Below are 16,011 nucleotides of genomic sequence, written 5' to 3'. Positions count from 1 at the left end.
GGATGCACGTGGCTCTGCCCCCTCTGACTCCCGAACAGCGTCAGGCCGCACTCGAGAAGGCCGCCGCGGCCCGCCGCGAGCGCGCCGAGGTCAAGAACCGGCTCAAGAACTCCGGGGCCTCGATCGCCGACGTGCTGGCCGAGGGACAGACCAACGAGGTCGTCGGCAAGATGAAGGTGCTCGACCTGCTGCAGGCCGTGCCCGGCCTGGGCAAGGTACGCGCCCGGCAGATGATGGAGCGGCTCGCGATCGCGGAGTCGCGCCGCGTCCGTGGCCTCGGGTCCAAGCAGATCGCCGCTCTCGAGCGCGAGTTCGCCACGGGTGACTGAGGCGACCGCCCGCCGGCTGGTCGTGCTCGCGGGCCCGACCGCGGTCGGCAAGGGCACCGTTGCGGCGTACATCCGGGAGCACCACCCCGACGTGTGGCTCTCGATCTCCGCCACCACCCGCGCACCGCGCGAGGGCGAGCTCGACGGGGTGCACTACTTCTTCGTCTCCGAGGCCGAGTTCGACCGGATGGTCGCCGAGGGCGAGATGCTCGAGTGGGCCGTCGTGCACGGACGGCACCGCTACGGGACGCCGCGCGGCCCGGTCGAGGCCGCGCTGGCCACCGGCCGGCCGGCGCTGCTCGAGATCGACCTCCAGGGCGCGCGGCAGGTGCGGGAGAGCATGCCGGAGGCGCTGATGGTCTTCCTCAAGCCGCCGTCGTGGGAGGAGCTGGTCCGCCGGCTGGTCGGGCGGGGGACCGAGGGGGAGGAGGAGCGCGAGCGACGGCTGGCGACCGCGCGGGTCGAGCTGGCCGCCGAGGCGGAGTTCGACGCCACGATCGTCAACTCCGAAGTTAGGGAAGCCGCCGAGCAGTTGGTAGAGTTGATGAGTTCCCCGACCATCAACCAGTGAGGCTGTCTGCGTGTCTGCCCCGAACATCGACGCCGTGGGCGTGACGAACCCCCCGATCGACGACCTGCTCTCCAAGACGGACAGCAAGTACCGGCTGGTTCTCTACAGCGCCAAGCGTGCCCGGCAGATCAACGCGTACTACTCCCAGCTGGGCGAGGGCCTGCTGGAGTACGTCGGCCCGCTCGTGGAGACCCACGTCCAGGAGAAGCCCCTGTCGATCGCGCTGCGCGAGATCAGCCAGGACCTGCTGACCTGCGAGGACGTCGACCCGGCCGAGCTCGCCGCCGAGGAGGAGGCCGCTGCGGCCGCCAAGGCTGCCAGCGCCGCGTCGTTCGACGAGCCCACCGCGTAAGGCGGAGCCGTGACACCGCCGCGCGTGGTGCTCGGCGTCTCCGGGGGCATCGCCGCCTACAAGGCGTGCGAGCTGCTCCGCCGGCTCACCGAGTCCGGTCACGACGTGACGGTCGTGCCGACCGCCGCTGCGCTGGAGTTCGTCGGCGCGCCCACCTGGGCGGCGCTGTCCGGGAAGCCGGTCGCCAGCGAGGTGTGGGCCGACGTCCACCAGGTCCCGCACGTCCGGCTCGGGCAGACCGCGGACCTCGTCGTCGTCGCGCCGGCGACGGCCGACCTGATGGCCAGGGCCGCGCACGGCCTGGCCGACGACCTGCTCACCAGCACCCTGCTGACCGCACGCTGCCCGGTGGTGCTCGCCCCGGCGATGCACACCGAGATGTGGGAGCACCCGGCCACCGCGGCCAACGTCGCGACGCTGCGCTCCCGCGGTGTGCTCGTCGTCGAGCCCGCCGAGGGCCGGCTCACCGGTGTCGACACCGGCAAGGGCAGGCTGCCCGAGCCGTCGGAGATCTTCGAGCTGTGCCGCGACGTGCTGGGCCGCTCCGCGGCGAGTGGCGGTACGCCGATCGCGGACCTGACCGGCCGCCACGTCGTCGTGTCCGCCGGCGGGACCCGTGAGCGACTGGACCCGGTGCGCTTCCTCGGCAACCGCTCGTCCGGACGCCAGGGCTACGCGCTGGCCCGGGCGGCGGTCGCCCGCGGCGCCGAGGTGACCCTCGTGGCCGCGAACACCGACCTGCCCGACCCGGCAGGCGCCAAGGTCGTCAGGGTGGAGTCGACCGCCGAGCTGCGCGACGCCGTACTCTCCGCGGCGGCGGGCGCCGACGCCGTCGTCATGGCGGCCGCACCGGCGGACTTCCGGCCGGTGACGACCTCGGAGACCAAGATCAAGAAGGCCGACGACGGGTCGGCTCCGGCTATCACCCTGGAACAGAATCCCGACATTCTGCACGAGCTCTCCACCCACCGGACGCAGCCGGACGCGGTGATCGTCGGTTTCGCCGCGGAGACCGGCGACGCCTCCGGCTCCGTCCTCGACCTCGCGCGGGCCAAGCTCGCCCGCAAGGGCTGTGACCTGCTGGTCGTCAACGACGTGTCCGGTGGGGCGGTCTTCGGCAGCGACGACAACGAGGCCGTCGTGCTGGGCGCGGACGGCGCCGTCGTCGAGGTCCCGCGCGGCAGCAAGGCGGCGCTGGCGCACGTGATCTGGGACCAGGTGCACGCCCGGTTCCGCTGATTGCGAGCCGGGTGTGAATGGTGAGACATCACCGCGTCACCCGGACCGCCGCCTATCGTTGGTCTCCGTGGCGCAGCCCCTAGCGCCCGCGACGCCCATTTCCATGGCAGGAGTAACTGTGACTGGACGCCTCTTCACCTCCGAGTCGGTGACCGAGGGACACCCGGACAAGATCGCTGACGCGATCAGCGACACCGTGCTCGACTACCTCCTCGAGCACGACCCCAAGAGCCGGGTCGCTGTCGAGACGCTGCTGACGACCGGCCTGGTCGTCGTGGCCGGCGAGGTGACCACGACGGCGTACGCGCCGGTCGCCCAGCTCGTCCGGGACAAGGTCCTCGAGATCGGCTACGACTCCTCCGACAAGGGCTTCGACGGCAACTCCTGCGGCGTCCAGGTCGCGATCGGCTCGCAGTCGCCCGACATCGCCCAGGGCGTCGACGACGCCTTCGAGGAGCGCGTCGACGGCTCGGGAGACGAGCTCGACCGCCAGGGCGCGGGCGACCAGGGCCTGATGTTCGGCTACGCCTGCGACGACACCCCGGAGCTGTTCCCGCTGCCGATCAAGATCGCGCAGACCCTCGCCGAGCGGCTCACCGCGGTGCGCAAGGACGGCACGCTGTCCTACCTGCGCCCCGACGGCAAGACCCAGGTCACCATCGAGTACGACGAGGACGACCGCCCGGTGCGCATCGACGCCGTCGTCGTCTCCTCGCAGCACGCCGAGGACGTCAGCCAGGACCAGCTGCAGAAGGACATCCAGGTCAACGTCATCGAGCCGGTCCTCGACCAGTTCAAGGACGTCGTGCCGTCGGAGGGCTACAAGCTCTACATCAACCCGACCGGGCGTTTCGTGGTCGGCGGCCCCATGGGTGACGCCGGCCTGACCGGCCGCAAGATCATCGTCGACACCTACGGCGGCATGGCCCGCCACGGTGGTGGCGCCTTCTCCGGCAAGGACCCGTCGAAGGTCGACCGCTCGGCTGCCTACGCGATGCGCTGGGTCGCCAAGAACATCGTCGCCGCCGGGCTCGCCCGCCGCGCCGAGGTCCAGGTCGCCTACGCCATCGGCAAGGCCGCCCCGATGGGCGTCTTCGTCGAGACCTTCGGCACCGGCGTCGTCCCGGACGAGAAGATCCAGCAGGCCGTGCTCGAGGTCTTCGACCTGCGCCCGGCCGCGATCCTGCGCGACCTCGACCTGCTCCGGCCGATCTACGCCAAGACCGCCGCCTACGGCCACTTCGGTCGGGAGCTCCCCGAGTTCACCTGGGAGAAGACCGACCGCGCCGACGCGCTCAAGGCCGCCGCCGGCATCTGATCCACCCCTCGCCGAGTCGGCTCAAGCTTGAGCCGACTCGGCGTGCTTTTACCCAAGTTGGCGCCGACTCGGCGTTGTGGCTGGGGTGGCTGGTAGAACCGCACCCGTGCCACCCAACCCAGCAGAGCCGCCCGAGGAGCGCGACGCCGCGCTGCCGGGGCTCGCGCGGGCGGCGGCGCGCACGGGCGGGGCGGTGGCGCGCGCCAGGCGCGCGAAGCAGGCTGCGCCGGTCGAGCCGGCCGCGGTCGATCCGGTGGCGCGGGTGGTGCTCGACGTACCACTGGCCCACCTGGACCGGCCGTTCGACTACGCCGTCCCCGCACCGATGGCCGAGGCTGCGAGACCGGGCGTCCGGGTGAAGGTGCGGTTCGCGGGGCAGGACGTCGACGGCTACGTCGTCGCTCGGGTCGCGGAGTCCGACCACGGCGGCCGGCTGACGCCGCTGCGCCGCGTGGTCAGCGCGGAGCCGGTCCTCAGCGCCGAGGTGGCCGCCCTGTGCGACGCGGTGGCCGAGCGCTACGCGGGTGCCGCCTCCGACGTACGCCGACTCGCGGTCCCGCCGCGGCACGCGACCACCGAGAAGCAGCCCACCGGCCCCGAGCCGCCCCTCCCCGCCGGGCTCGACGCGGCGGAGGCCTGGGCCGGCTACCCGGCGGCCGAGCCGTTCCTGCGCCATCTCCGCGACGGCGGCGCGCCTCGCGGGGTGTGGGGCGCAGCGCCGGGGGAGGACTGGCCGCTGCTGCTGGCGCACCTCGCCGCCGCGGCCCTCGCGGCCGGCCGGGGGAGCGTGCTGTGCCTGCCCGACCACAAGGACGTCGCCCGCCTCGACGACGCGCTGCGCGAGCTCCTCGGGGAGGGCCACCACGTCGTCCTGGGCGCGGCCGCCGGCCCGGCTGCCCGCTACCGCGACTTCCTGGCCGTCAGCCGCGGCGACCGCCGGATCGCGATCGGCACCCGGTCGGCGGCGTTCGCGCCCGTCCGCGACCTCGGGCTGGTCGTCGTCTGGGACGACGGCGACGACCTGCACGCCGAGCCGCGCGCGCCCTACCCGCACACCCGCGAGGTGCTGCTGCTCCGCTCGGAGGCGACCGGCGCCGCCGCACTGGTCGGCGGGTTCGCCCGCACGGTCGAGGCCGACCAGCTGCTGCGCTCCGGCTGGGCCCACGAGATCGAGGCGCCCCGCGCGGAGCTGCGCGAGCGGGTGCTCGTCGCCGTCACCGGCGCTAGCGAGATGGACTTCCGGCGCGACCCGCTGACGGCGGCGGCGCGGATGCCCCGCCAGGTGTTCGACGCGGTGCGGTGGGGACTCGAGCACGGCCCGGTGCTCGTCCAGACGCCCCGGGCCGGCTACGCCCTCCGCCTCGCGTGCGACCGGTGCCGCGAGCCCGCCCGGTGCGCCGCGTGCACCGGGCCCCTGCAGATTCCCGGCCCCACCGACCCGCCGCGGTGCCGCTGGTGCGCCACCGAGGCGCCCGGCTGGACCTGCGGCGAGTGCGGCGGCCACGGCCTCCGCGCGCCGGTCGTCGGCAACCTCCGCACCTCCGACGAGCTCGGCCGCACCTTCCCCAAGGTGCCGGTGGTGACCTCCTCGGCCGACCGGGTGCGCGACCGGGTGGGTCCCGAGCCGCGGATCGTGGTCGCGACGCCCGGGGCCGAGCCGGTGGCCGAAGGTGGCTTCGCGGTCGTGGTGCTGCTGGACAGCTGGCTGGTCCTCGGCCGGGACGCGATGCGGGTCGGCGAGGAGGCGCTGCGGCGCTGGTGCAACGCGGTCGGCCTGGTCCGCCCCGGCGGCCGGGCGCTGGCCGTCGGCGACCCGGCGGCCCCCGCCCTGCAGGCGCTCGTGCGGTGGGACCCGGCGGGATTCGCGGCGCGCGAGGCCGAGGAGCGGCGTACGGCGAACCTCCCGCCCGCGGCCCGGATCGCCACCATCACCGGCGACGCCGGCGCCGTCGACGACGCGCTCACCCTGCTCGCCCTGCCGGAGGGCGGGGACGTCCTCGGTCCGCTGCCCGAGGGCGAGGAGGAACGGGTCGTCGTGCGGGTGCCGCGCCGCGACGGCCCGGCCCTGTCCGCCGCCCTCGGCGAGCTGCAGCGGGTCCGCAGCGCCCGCAAGCTCGAGCCGGTCCGCATCCAGGTCGACCCGTCGGAGATCTGAGCGCCACCTAGACTCGGGTCGTGGCCATCCGACCCATCCGACTCTTCGGCGACCCGATCCTGCGCCGCCCGGCCATCGAGGTCGTCGACTTCGACGCCGAGGTCCGCCAGCTGGTCTCCGACCTCACCGACACCATGCTCGAGGCACCCGGAGCCGGCCTGGCGGCGCCGCAGATCGGGGTCGGCCTCCGGGTGTTCACGTGGTACGTCGACGGCGAAATCGGGCACCTCGTCAACCCGGTCCTCGACCTCTCCGAGGAGATCCAGGACGGTCCGGAGGGCTGCCTGTCGATCCCGGAGCTCACCTACGACTGCCGGCGCGCCCTGTCGGTGGTCGCCAAGGGCTTCAACATGCACGGCGACCCGGTGACGATCCAGGGCTCCGAGCTGCTGGCGCGCGCGATCCAGCACGAGACCGACCACCTCGACGGGATCCTGTTCATCGACCGCCTCGACACCGACGCCCGCAAGGCGGCGATGAAGGAGATCCGCGAGTCGGAGTGGTTCGGGCTCGAGCGGCCCGCCGTCCGCGTCTCCCCGCACGCCACCGGCGGGTTCGGCCTATGAGGGTGGTCTTCGCGGGCACTCCCGAGGTGGCCCTGCCCGCGCTGGACGCCGTCGCTGCGTCCCACCACGAGCTGGTCGCCGTCGTGACCCGGCCGGACGCGCCGGCAGGCCGGGGGCGGAGGCTCACCCCCAGCCCGGTCGCCGTCCGCGCCCAGGAGCTCGGCGTACCGGTCCTCAAGCCCGAGCACCCCCGCGACCCCGACTTCCAGCAGCAGCTCAAGGACCTCGCGCCCGACTGCTGCCCGGTCGTCGCCTACGGCGCCCTGATCCCGAGCAGCGCGCTGGAGATCCCGCCGCACGGCTGGGTGAACCTGCACTTCTCGGTGCTGCCGTCGTGGCGCGGCGCAGCGCCCGTGCAGCACTCGATCTGGGCGGGGGACGAGGTGACCGGCGCGACGACGTTCCGCATCGTGCCGCAGCTCGACGCCGGGCCCGCCTACGGCGTGATGACCGAGCGGATCCGCCCGGACGACACCGCCGGCGACCTCCTCGCGCGGCTCGCCGAGGGCGGCGCCGGCCTGCTGGTCGCCACCCTCGACGGCATCGAGGACGGCTCCCTCGAGGCCCGCGAGCAGCAGGCCGAGGGGGTCAGCCTCGCCCCGAAGATCACCGTCGAGGACGCCCGGGTCGACTGGACCGAGCCGGCGGTCGCCGTCGACCGCCGGATCCGCGCCTGCACGCCCGGGCCGGGCGCCTGGACGACGTACGGGGGTGAGCGGGTCAAGCTGGGCCCGGTGACGGTCGTCGACGACGCGCCCGTGCTGGTCCCCGGCGAGCTCCAGGTCGGCAAGCTCGAGGTGCTGGTCGGCACCGCGACCGTCCCGGTCCGGCTGGGCCAGGTGAAGGCGTTCGGCAAGAAGCAGATGGCGGCGGCCGACTGGGCGCGCGGGCTCCGGCCCGAGGCGGGCGTGCGGTTCGCATGACCGCACCGCGGCGCACGGGAGGAGCGCCACGCAGGGGGGACCGGCGTGTCGACCGACCGCGGACGGCGGCGCTCGAGGTGCTCCGCTGCGTCCGCGTCGAGGGCGCCTACACCAACCTGGTGCTGCCGGCCGCGATCGCGCGGGCCGGCCTCGAGGGCCGCGACGCCGCGTTCGTCACCGAGCTCGCGTCCGGCACCATCCGCCGGCAGGGGACCTACGACGCGATCCTGGGCGCCTGCATCGACCGGCCGCTGCGGAAGGTCGAGGTCGGGGTCCTCGACGCCCTCCGCCTCGGCTGCCACCAGCTGCTCGGCATGCGCGTGGCCCCGCACGCCGCCATCAGCACCACCGTCGACCTGGTGCACGCCCGCCAGGGCAAGGGCGCCGCGGGGTTCGCCAACGCCGTGCTCCGCAAGGTCGCGAGCCGGGACCTCGACGCCTGGCGGGACGTCGTCGCCCCGGCGATCGGCGGGGACCGCGACACCCGGATGACCGCGCTCTCGGTCCGGCACAGCCACCCGCGCTGGGTGGTCGACCTGCTCGACCAGGCGGTGCCCGACGGCGAGGTGGAGGAGCTGCTGGCCGCCGACAACGTGCCGCCGCGGGTCACGCTGGCGGCGCGGCCCGGGCTCGCGGACCGCTCGGAGCTGCCCGGCACGCCGACGCCGTTCTCGCCGTACGGCACCGTGCTGGAGGGCGGCGACCCGGCCGCCGTGCCCGCGGTCGCCGAGGGCCGGGCCGGGGTCCAGGACGAGGGCAGCCAGCTGGTCGCCCACGCCCTTGCCGCCGCGCCGCTGACCGGGACCGACGACCTCTGGATCGACCTGTGCGCCGGCCCGGGCGGCAAGGCCGCGCTGCTCGCGGCGCTGGCTGCACAGCGCGGCGCCCGGCTGGCGGCGGTCGAGCTGCACCCTCACCGCGCCCGCCTGGTGGCACGGGCGCTCGAGCCGCTCGGGGACCGGCCGTACGGCGTGGTCGCCGCGGACGGCGCCCGGCCGCCGTTCCGCGCGGGCCGCGCGGACCGGGTGCTGGTCGACGCCCCGTGCACGGGCCTGGGCGCACTCCGACGCCGGCCCGAGGCGCGCTGGCGGCGCGGCCCCGACGACCTGGTCACCCTGGTGCTGCTGCAGCGCCGGCTGCTCGGCTCGGCCATCGACCTCGTGCGGCCCGGCGGCGTCGTGCTCTACGCCACCTGCTCGCCCGTGCACGCCGAGACCCGCGACGTCGTTCGGTCCGTCCTCGGCGCGCGGGCGGACGTGACCCTGGAGGACGTCCGTCCGCTGCTCCCGGGCGTGACCGGCGCCGACGGACCGGTCGAGGGCACCGCCCAGCTCTGGCCGCACCGGCACGGGACCGACGCGATGTTCCTCGCGCTGCTCCGCCGGAGCCGGTGAGCCGGAGGGAATGACTCGGCCGGCAGATGGTTGAAACCTGCATGACTACCATCGCCATCATCGGAGGCACCGGCTACACCGGCGGCAATCTCGCCCGCGAGGCCGTGTCCCGCGGGCACGACGTCATCTCGTTCAGCCGCTCGGCGCCGGCCGAGCCCGTTGACGGCGTGACCTACGAGCACGGCACGTCGGCCGAGGCCACCCGCGTGGTCCCCGGCGCCGACGTCGTCGTCGCGACGCTCTCGCCCCGCGGCGCGACCGCCGGCACCCTCCGGGAGACCTACGCCGCGCTCGCCGACGCGGCGGTGGAGAACGGAGCGCGCCTGATCGTCATCGGCGGCTTCAGCTCGCTGCGGCCGGCCGAGGGCGAGCCGCGCTTCGCCGAGGGCGAGATCCCCGAGCAGTTCCGTGCGGAGGCGCTCGAGGGCGACTCGGTGCGCGCCTGGCTGCAGGGCTCGGCCCCCGACGGGCTCGATTGGACCTTCGTGAGCCCTGCCGGCGGCTACGGCGCCTGGGCGGCCGGGGAGCGGACCGGCAGCTACCGGCTCGGCGGCGACGTCGCGCTGGTCGACGAGAACGGCGGGTCGGAGATCTCCGGACCGGACCTCGCCGTCGCCGTCGTCGACGAGATCGAGGCGCACGCCCACCCGCGGGAGCACATCGGCGTCGCCTACTGAGGGCGCTCGCGCCCGGCCCCTAGGCTGTCGCGCATGGCATCGCCGTTCACCGAGGTCGAGGTCGACGACCGGGTGGTGAAGGTGACCAATCCCGAGCGGGTCTACTTCCCGGAGATCGGCGCCACCAAGCTGGACCTGGTCGAGTACTACCTCGCCGTCGGGCCCGGCATCGTCAACGCCCTGTGGGAGCGGCCGTGCATGCTGCACCGGTTCCCGAAAGGGCTGGACGGCGACAAGGTGCACCAGAAGCGGCTCCCGCAGGGCGCCCCGGACTGGGTCGAGACCGTCCAGCTCTACTTCCCGCGCTGGGGCCGCACCGCCGACGAGCTGTGCGTGACCGAGCTCGGTGCGGTGATCTGGGCCGTGCAGATGTCGACCGTCGAGTTCCACCCCTGGAACAGCCGCCGCGGCGCGACCGAGCAGCCCGACGAGTGGCGGATCGACCTCGACCCCGGCCCGGCCGCGTCCTACGACACCGTCCGGCAGGTCGCCCACGTCTGCCACGAGGTGCTCGACGAGCTCGGGGCCGTGGGCTTCCCCAAGACCAGCGGCAGCAAGGGCCTGCACGTCTACGTCCGGATCAAGCCCGAGCACGACCACAAGGGCGTACGCCGAGCGGCGCTCGCCTTCGCGCGCGAGGTGGAGCGGCGTGCGCCCGAGCTGGTCACGACCACCTGGTGGAAGAAGGACCGGGACCCGGGTGCCGTCTTCGTCGACTACAACCAGAACGCCCGCGACCACACGATCGCGGCGGCCTACAGCGTCCGGGGCCTGCCCGACGCCAGGGTCTCGACCCCGGTCCGGTGGGACGAGATCGACGACGCCGACCCGCACGACTTCACCATCCGCACCGTGCCCGCACGGTTCGCCGAGCTGGGCGACCTGCACGAGGCGATCGACGACAGCGTCTACGACATCGCACCGCTGCTCGAACGGGCCGACGCCGACGACATCGCGGACGTCGAGGACTAGCCTGACGCGATGAGGCACCCCGTCCGGCTCGTGTGCGCTGTCCTCTTCGTCCTCGCGGCCCTGGTCGGCGTACCGGGTGCGGCCCTCGCCCACCCGACCGTGGGAGGGGCAGCCGGACCCGCAGCTGCCGCCGATCCCGACCCGCTCGCGACGGTCGGGGTCAAGCACTGGGGCAGCGAGTTCGACGGCATCGGCGTCCTCGCCGACGCGCCGTCCGGTCGGATCATGGTGTTCGCCTACGCCGACGACGTCGGCCGGTTCGTGCACTTCGGGTTCGGCCGCGCGACCGCGTCCGGCGGCTGCAAGGTCGTCCGGTGGGTCGTCCTCGACCAGCAGGACAACGCGCACGCCTGGCTCTACGACGCACAGTGGCAGCCGGTCGACTTCACGCCGATCCACCGGTGGGGGCAGTACTACGAGACCGACGACTGGATGCACTACCTGCGCCTGGAGACAGCGCCCGGCAGCTTCCCGACCGACTGCGCGAAGGTCAGCGGGCACGCGCACCGCGACCCGGCCAGCCGTCAGGTCGGGCCGACGTTCACCGGCGACCTCGGTCCGATGACCAGCCTCGGCTACCACTCCACGAACCTGCTCCAGGTGCCGAGCAAGTTCCCCTACGGCACCGACAGCCAGCTGACCTTCAGCCTCGAGCCCCGCCCCAACGGCGCCGACTGGGAGGAGCTGCTGACCCCGCCGGTGCCGGTCGAGGTCGAGGTCGAGCTGCCGCCCGGCAGCGGTCTCGAGGTCACCGGGCCGGTTCCGCCGCAGACCCTCGACCTCTGGACCTACGACGCGCCCGTCACCGGCACGCTCGGCGTCCGACCGGCGACGCCGTACGCCGTCCACCCGCGGATCCGGATCACGGCGGCAGGCTTGACCCTGGGCGAGGACGGCACCGCGGACTACGACGAGATCACGCGCAGCGTCAGCGTCCCGCCGCCGACCGGCTGGTCCGGCACGCTCGCGGGCCAGACCCTCTGGGGTCGGGCTCCGGACAAGTGGCACGAGCCCTACCACTCGGTGCTCACCTTCCTCGACGACGAGTGGGTCTTCCTGAGCGACCAGGCCGCCGACCCGGTTCCGGCGACGTGCGACACCGTCGCGCCGAAGATCCGCGCGGGCTGCCACCGCTACTACTACGACGCCGCGTCGGGCCAGCTCCAGGTCGACGACATCCGGCTCCGGCCTGTCACGGACCCGGCCGGATGGGAGCTGCCCTGGCAGAGCGAGCCGGTGCGGTCCGGAACCAGCATCGGACCCGTCGCCGCCGGCACCCGGGTGTCCTACGGCGGCCGCGGCAGCACCTTCAACTGCTCGCCGCTGCCCGGCAGGTCGCGGGGCTGCGCCGTCAGCGACATCGAGCTGGTCCTGCACCGGGACGGGACCTACCGGTTCACGAAGGTCTCCTCGATCGACGGCGTCCAGAAGACCCATCACGGCCGCTACCGCTTCACCGGGACCTCGCTCGTCCTCGACCCGGCCAAGCACCCACCGGTCACGCTCGACGGTGTCGTCGGCTACTACCAGGACGGTGTGCTCGAGGACCTCGACTGGTCCGTGGCCGGCGTGTACGGCGCGGAGGGCTGACCCGGGCGGCGCCGGGTAACTGCCCGGCGTGACCTCGCCGAAGGCCCGCATCCGGGCTGCCGCCCGGGAGGACTTCGGCCACGAGCAGCTGCTGCCCGGTCAGGCCGAGGCGACGAGTGCGCTGCTCGCCGGGCACGACGTGCTGCTCATCTCCCCGACCGGAGCGGGGAAGTCGCTGGTCTACCAGCTCGGCGGCGACCTCCTCGGTGGTGTGACGGTGGTGGTCTCGCCGCTCCTCGCCCTGCAGGCCGACCAGGTCGACGCGATCGAGCGGGCGCCGGTCGCGGCGAGCGCGGCGCGGATCAGCTCCGCGGAGGGCGCGGGGCAGCGCGACGAGGTCTTCCGGCGAGCCGAGGCGGGGGAGGTGCGGTACCTCTTCCTCGCGCCCGAGCAGCTCGTGAACCCGGACGTGCGCGACCGGGTGGCCGTGCTCGAGCCCACGCTCGTCGCCGTCGACGAGGCGCACTGCGTGTCCGCGTGGGGACACGACTTCCGCCCGGACTACTTCCGACTCGGGGACCTGCTGAGCCCGCTCGGCTGCCCGCCGGTCGTGGCGATGACCGCCACGGCGGCCCCTCCGGTGCGCGAGGACGTCGTGACCCGGCTGCGGATGCGCGACCCGAGGACGATCGTGACCGGCTTCGCCCGTGACAACCTCGCCCTGCGTGTCGAGCGTGCGGTCGACGAGGGCGACCAGCGCAACCGGGTCCTCGACCTGGTCGCCGACCACGAGGGCACCGGGATCGTCTACTGCCGGACCCGCCCGGCGGCGGAGGAGTACGCCGCCGCGCTGGCGGGCCGCGGACGCCGTACGGCCGTCTACCACGCGGGGATCGGCCAGCGCCGCCGCGACGAGGTCCACGGCGCCTTCATGGACGGTGACGTCGACACGATCGTGGCCACGTCTGCGTTCGGCATGGGGATCGACAAGCCGGACGTCCGGTTCGTCGTGCACGCCCAGGTCCCGGAGTCGCCCGACACCTACTACCAGGAGGTCGGCCGCGCGGGCCGGGACGGCGAGCCTGCCACGGGGGTGCTCGTCTATCGCCCGCAAGACCTCGCGCTGGGGAGGTTCTTCAGCGCGGGGCTCCCTCGCGCCGAGGACGTGCAGAGCGTGCTCGGCGCCTCCGGGCGCACGGGCAGCACCGATCCCCGGGCCGTCGCGGAGGAGACCGGGCTCGGTCCGCGCCGGGCCGGACGGATCCTGAACCTGCTGCAGCTGGCCCGCGAGAGCGAGCAGAGCACCGACCGCGACGGGGGCCTGGCGGCCGCGGCCGTCGAGCTCGCCGAGGCGCGTCGCCGGCTGGAGACGTCACGGGTCGAGATGATGCGCGCCTACGCCGAGACCGACCGGTGCCGCTCGCAGTTCCTGGTCGGCTACTTCGGTGAGGAGCTCGAGGAGCGCTGCGGCGAGTGCGACAACTGCTGCGCCGGCGTCGCGCCCGAGCGGGTCGCGGACCCGCGGACGCCGTACCCCGTCCAGGCGCGGGTGCGCCACGCCGAGTTCGGGGACGGGACGGTGACCGACGTCGAGGACGACCGGCTGACCGTCCTCTTCGACGACGTGGGCTACCGCACGCTGGCGAGAGACCTGGTTGCCGACGGCGAGCTGCTGGAGCGGACCGACCGATAGGATCGTCGCCCGTGCGCCACGTGCAGATCACGCCCAGCATCCTCAACGCCGACTTCGGCCGGCTCGCCGACGAGGTCGCCCGCATCCCCGGCGCGGACTGGGTGCACGTCGACGTCATGGACAACCACTTCGTGCCGAACCTGACCTTCGGTCCGACGATGGTGGAGGCGCTCGCCCGAGCGACCGACGTACCCCTCGACGCGCACCTGATGATCGAGGACGCCGACACCAACGCGCTGGCGTACGTCGACGCCGGCTGCGGCTCGGTCACCTTCCACGTCGAGGCGTGCAAGGCGCCTGTCCGGCTGGCCCGGGAGATCCGCAAGGCCGGTGCGCGCGCCTCCATGGCGCTGAAGCCGGCGACGCCGGTCGAGCCCTACGAGGACCTGCTGCCCGAGCTCGACATGCTGCTGATCATGACCGTCGAGCCGGGCTTCGGAGGGCAGAGGTTCCTGGACCTGTGCCTCCCCAAGATCCGCCGGGCGCGGGAGCTGATGGACAAGCACGGTGTCGAGACCTGGCTCCAGGTCGACGGGGGAGTCTCCCTCGAGACGATCGAGCGTTGCGCCGAGGCCGGAGCGGACGTCTTCGTCGCCGGCTCGGCCGTCTACTCCGCCGACGACCCGGACAAGATGATCGCCGCCCTGCGCGACCGGGCCGCCGCGGCGACCGGAGGTTGATCGAGGCAATCGCCTTCCGGTTGCTTTACCTTTCACCTAGGGTCACCAGATGATGCCCCGCCGCTTTCTCCCGGTCGTCCTCGCCGCCTGTGCCGCATCGCTCGGCGCCACGCTGGTCGCCGGGATGCCGACCGCGGACGCGGCACGGTCTGCTCCTGCTCGCGTCGCCGGCGGTACCGTCACGGCCACGTTCGAGGTCAGCGGGGCGACCGGTGGCCGCGACGTCACCGTGACCGCGGAGCCCGGCACCGGCCGGATCCAGGTGAGCCCCTACTACTGGAACAACTCCGGCGGCGGGCGCTACCTGCACGTCGGGTTCGGGACCTCGGGCGGCAACGGGTGCTCGGTGCAGCGCTGGGTCGTCGTCGACACCTCCGACCCCGCCGACCTCACCGCGGCGGCCTTCGCCTCCGACGGGACCGCGCTCCCGGCCACCGACCTTCCTCTCAGCGGCAGCGCCGAGTGGGACCAGATCGACGTGCGGATCGAGACCGCGCCCTTCGACGCGGTGGACTGCGTCAAGGCGGCGAGCCACGCATCCGCCGATCCCGCCGACCCCGGCGCTGCGATCTGGTCCCACAAGGCCGTGCCGCTCGTGGCCGTGGGGTTCAACGACCGCAACGGCATCTTCCCGGCCACCGTCGCCTGCCCGCGCGAGGTCCCGGCCGGCGGCTCGCTCGACATCGCGGTCGGCTACAGCACTGACCCGGGCACCTACCCCGGCGCCGGCATCATCCCGCGCCCGAGCGGATTCGACAGCCTCGCCTTCACCGTCGACCCCTCTGACGCGTTCTCGGGCGCATCGGTGCCCGAGCCGGCGACCGACGTCGACCTGTGGACCGACGAGCCGTGGACCGGCGAGCTCTCGCTCCAGCTCGACCCGTCCCAGCTCTACTTCGTGCGGGCGTCGGGCACGGTCACCATCGACGGCGTACCAGCTGCGTGGGGCTGTAGTGGCCGGATCCCGGTCACCGTCCCCGTCCCGACCGACTGGGTCGGATCGCTGGCAGGAAAGGCCTGGTGGGTGCGTGGCAGCGCCAGCAACTCCGGAGTCGGCGACTTCAACCTGCACCGGGTCTATCAGTTCCTCGACGACGAGTGGGTCTACGTCCACGACGAGTACGCGGGACCGCGGACCGAGCCGTGCACCAAGGTGTCCAAGGACATGACCGGGTGCCACCGCTACTACTACGACGCGGACAGTGACCGGCTGCAGATCGACGACCGCCTCGCCCGCACCCGTGACGGCGGCTGGGGGATGCCCACCTACGGCGGCCGCTACGAGAACTACTCGACCGACCACGTGATCCGGCCGGTGACGACCGGCCAGCGCCTGGCCTACAGCGGGCAGGGCCGCCACGGTGTCGCGCTGACGCTCCGGCGGGACGGCACCTACACCTGCCACTACTGCATCGGGGCCGCGCGGACGTCCTCGGGTCGCTACCGGTTCGTCGGCGGTGACGCCCAGGAGCTGGTGCTGCGCCAGCCGGGCACCGACTTCCGCAGCGGCGTCGAGCTCTACTACGCACCCCGGGACGGTCGCACCCGGCTCTACGACATCGACACCGGACTGCGCACCCTCCGGGTGCAGCGCTGGTGACGAGCCTCACGA

Annotated in this window: 15 protein-coding genes; all 15 read left to right on the top strand. The window is 73.7% G+C overall.

Annotated features, from left to right (window positions below; all coding sequences use genetic code 11):
* Positions 1-2: 2 nt before the first annotated feature.
* The 15 genes from mihF (at position 3) to ABD709_RS17950 (ending at position 15,999) form a co-directional block, all read left to right on the top strand.
* A complete protein-coding gene (mihF, locus tag ABD709_RS18020) occupies positions 3-329 on the top strand; it encodes an integration host factor, actinobacterial type (protein WP_425575176.1) in 327 nt (108 codons plus the stop codon).
* On the top strand, positions 322-900 hold the full coding sequence (gene gmk / locus ABD709_RS18015; RefSeq protein WP_344777995.1) for a guanylate kinase: 579 nt from the start codon (positions 322-324) through the stop codon (positions 898-900). The genes mihF and gmk overlap by 8 nt, the downstream gene beginning before the upstream one ends.
* Positions 901-910: 10 nt before the next feature.
* Positions 911-1,252 (top strand): DNA-directed RNA polymerase subunit omega, encoded by a 342-nt coding sequence (gene rpoZ, locus ABD709_RS18010; protein WP_344777993.1) that lies wholly within the window; start codon positions 911-913, stop codon positions 1,250-1,252.
* Between the two features lie 9 nt (positions 1,253-1,261).
* On the top strand, positions 1,262-2,491 hold the full coding sequence (gene coaBC, locus ABD709_RS18005; RefSeq protein WP_344777991.1) for a bifunctional phosphopantothenoylcysteine decarboxylase/phosphopantothenate--cysteine ligase CoaBC: 1,230 nt from the start codon (positions 1,262-1,264) through the stop codon (positions 2,489-2,491).
* Positions 2,492-2,609: 118 nt separating this feature from the next.
* Entirely contained in the window at positions 2,610-3,809 is a 1,200-nt protein-coding gene (metK, locus tag ABD709_RS18000) for a methionine adenosyltransferase (protein WP_344777989.1), read from the top strand.
* A 106-nt stretch (positions 3,810-3,915) separates the two neighbouring features.
* Positions 3,916-5,964, top strand: a complete 2,049-nt coding sequence (locus ABD709_RS17995) for a primosomal protein N' (RefSeq protein WP_344777987.1) — start codon at positions 3,916-3,918, stop codon at positions 5,962-5,964.
* Between the two features lie 20 nt (positions 5,965-5,984).
* Complete coding sequence (gene def, locus ABD709_RS17990; protein ID WP_344777985.1) at positions 5,985-6,530, top strand: peptide deformylase; 546 nt, start codon at positions 5,985-5,987, stop codon at positions 6,528-6,530.
* The gene (fmt, locus tag ABD709_RS17985; protein WP_344777983.1) at positions 6,527-7,453 is read left to right on the top strand and encodes a methionyl-tRNA formyltransferase; all 927 of its coding nucleotides are present in this window, start codon (positions 6,527-6,529) and stop codon (positions 7,451-7,453) included. The genes def and fmt overlap by 4 nt, the downstream gene beginning before the upstream one ends.
* Complete coding sequence (locus ABD709_RS17980) at positions 7,450-8,847, top strand: RsmB/NOP family class I SAM-dependent RNA methyltransferase (protein ID WP_344777981.1); 1,398 nt, start codon at positions 7,450-7,452, stop codon at positions 8,845-8,847. Before fmt ends, ABD709_RS17980 begins: the two co-directional genes overlap by 4 nt.
* A 41-nt stretch (positions 8,848-8,888) precedes the next feature.
* Positions 8,889-9,524 (top strand): NAD(P)-dependent oxidoreductase, encoded by a 636-nt coding sequence (locus ABD709_RS17975; RefSeq protein WP_344777979.1) that lies wholly within the window; start codon positions 8,889-8,891, stop codon positions 9,522-9,524.
* 33 nt (positions 9,525-9,557) lie between these two features.
* Positions 9,558-10,496: a non-homologous end-joining DNA ligase gene (gene ligD, locus ABD709_RS17970; RefSeq protein ID WP_344777977.1), complete on the top strand. Its 939-nt coding sequence runs from the start codon at positions 9,558-9,560 to the stop codon at positions 10,494-10,496.
* A 9-nt stretch (positions 10,497-10,505) separates the two neighbouring features.
* On the top strand, positions 10,506-12,086 hold the full coding sequence (locus ABD709_RS17965) for a hypothetical protein (RefSeq protein ID WP_344777975.1): 1,581 nt from the start codon (positions 10,506-10,508) through the stop codon (positions 12,084-12,086).
* Positions 12,087-12,114: 28 nt separating this feature from the next.
* A complete protein-coding gene (locus ABD709_RS17960; RefSeq protein ID WP_344777973.1) occupies positions 12,115-13,719 on the top strand; it encodes a RecQ family ATP-dependent DNA helicase in 1,605 nt (534 codons plus the stop codon).
* An 11-nt stretch (positions 13,720-13,730) separates the two neighbouring features.
* Complete coding sequence (gene rpe / locus ABD709_RS17955) at positions 13,731-14,399, top strand: ribulose-phosphate 3-epimerase (RefSeq protein ID WP_344777971.1); 669 nt, start codon at positions 13,731-13,733, stop codon at positions 14,397-14,399.
* A gap of 49 nt (positions 14,400-14,448) precedes the next feature.
* Positions 14,449-15,999 (top strand): hypothetical protein, encoded by a 1,551-nt coding sequence (locus tag ABD709_RS17950; protein WP_344777969.1) that lies wholly within the window; start codon positions 14,449-14,451, stop codon positions 15,997-15,999.
* Positions 16,000-16,011 lie beyond the last annotated feature (12 nt).

The organism is Nocardioides panacisoli, from assembly GCF_039537325.1.
Classification (GTDB): Bacteria; Actinomycetota; Actinomycetes; order Propionibacteriales; family Nocardioidaceae; genus Nocardioides; species Nocardioides panacisoli.
This window is presented reverse-complemented; position numbering and strand designations above follow the sequence as displayed.

Bases quoted from the DNA above. Each gene is read 5' to 3' on its own strand.
- mihF (WP_425575176.1), top strand. From the start codon at position 3: ATGCACGTGGCTCTGCCCCCTCTGACTCCCGAACAGCGTCAGGCCGCA.
- fmt (WP_344777983.1), top strand. From the start codon at position 6,527: ATGAGGGTGGTCTTCGCGGGCACTCCCGAGGTGGCCCTGCCCGCGCTG.
- ABD709_RS17980 (WP_344777981.1), top strand. From the start codon at position 7,450: ATGACCGCACCGCGGCGCACGGGAGGAGCGCCACGCAGGGGGGACCGG.
- ABD709_RS17975 (WP_344777979.1), top strand. From the start codon at position 8,889: ATGACTACCATCGCCATCATCGGAGGCACCGGCTACACCGGCGGCAAT.
- ligD (WP_344777977.1), top strand. From the start codon at position 9,558: ATGGCATCGCCGTTCACCGAGGTCGAGGTCGACGACCGGGTGGTGAAG.
- ABD709_RS17965 (WP_344777975.1), top strand. From the start codon at position 10,506: ATGAGGCACCCCGTCCGGCTCGTGTGCGCTGTCCTCTTCGTCCTCGCG.
- ABD709_RS17950 (WP_344777969.1), top strand. From the start codon at position 14,449: ATGATGCCCCGCCGCTTTCTCCCGGTCGTCCTCGCCGCCTGTGCCGCA.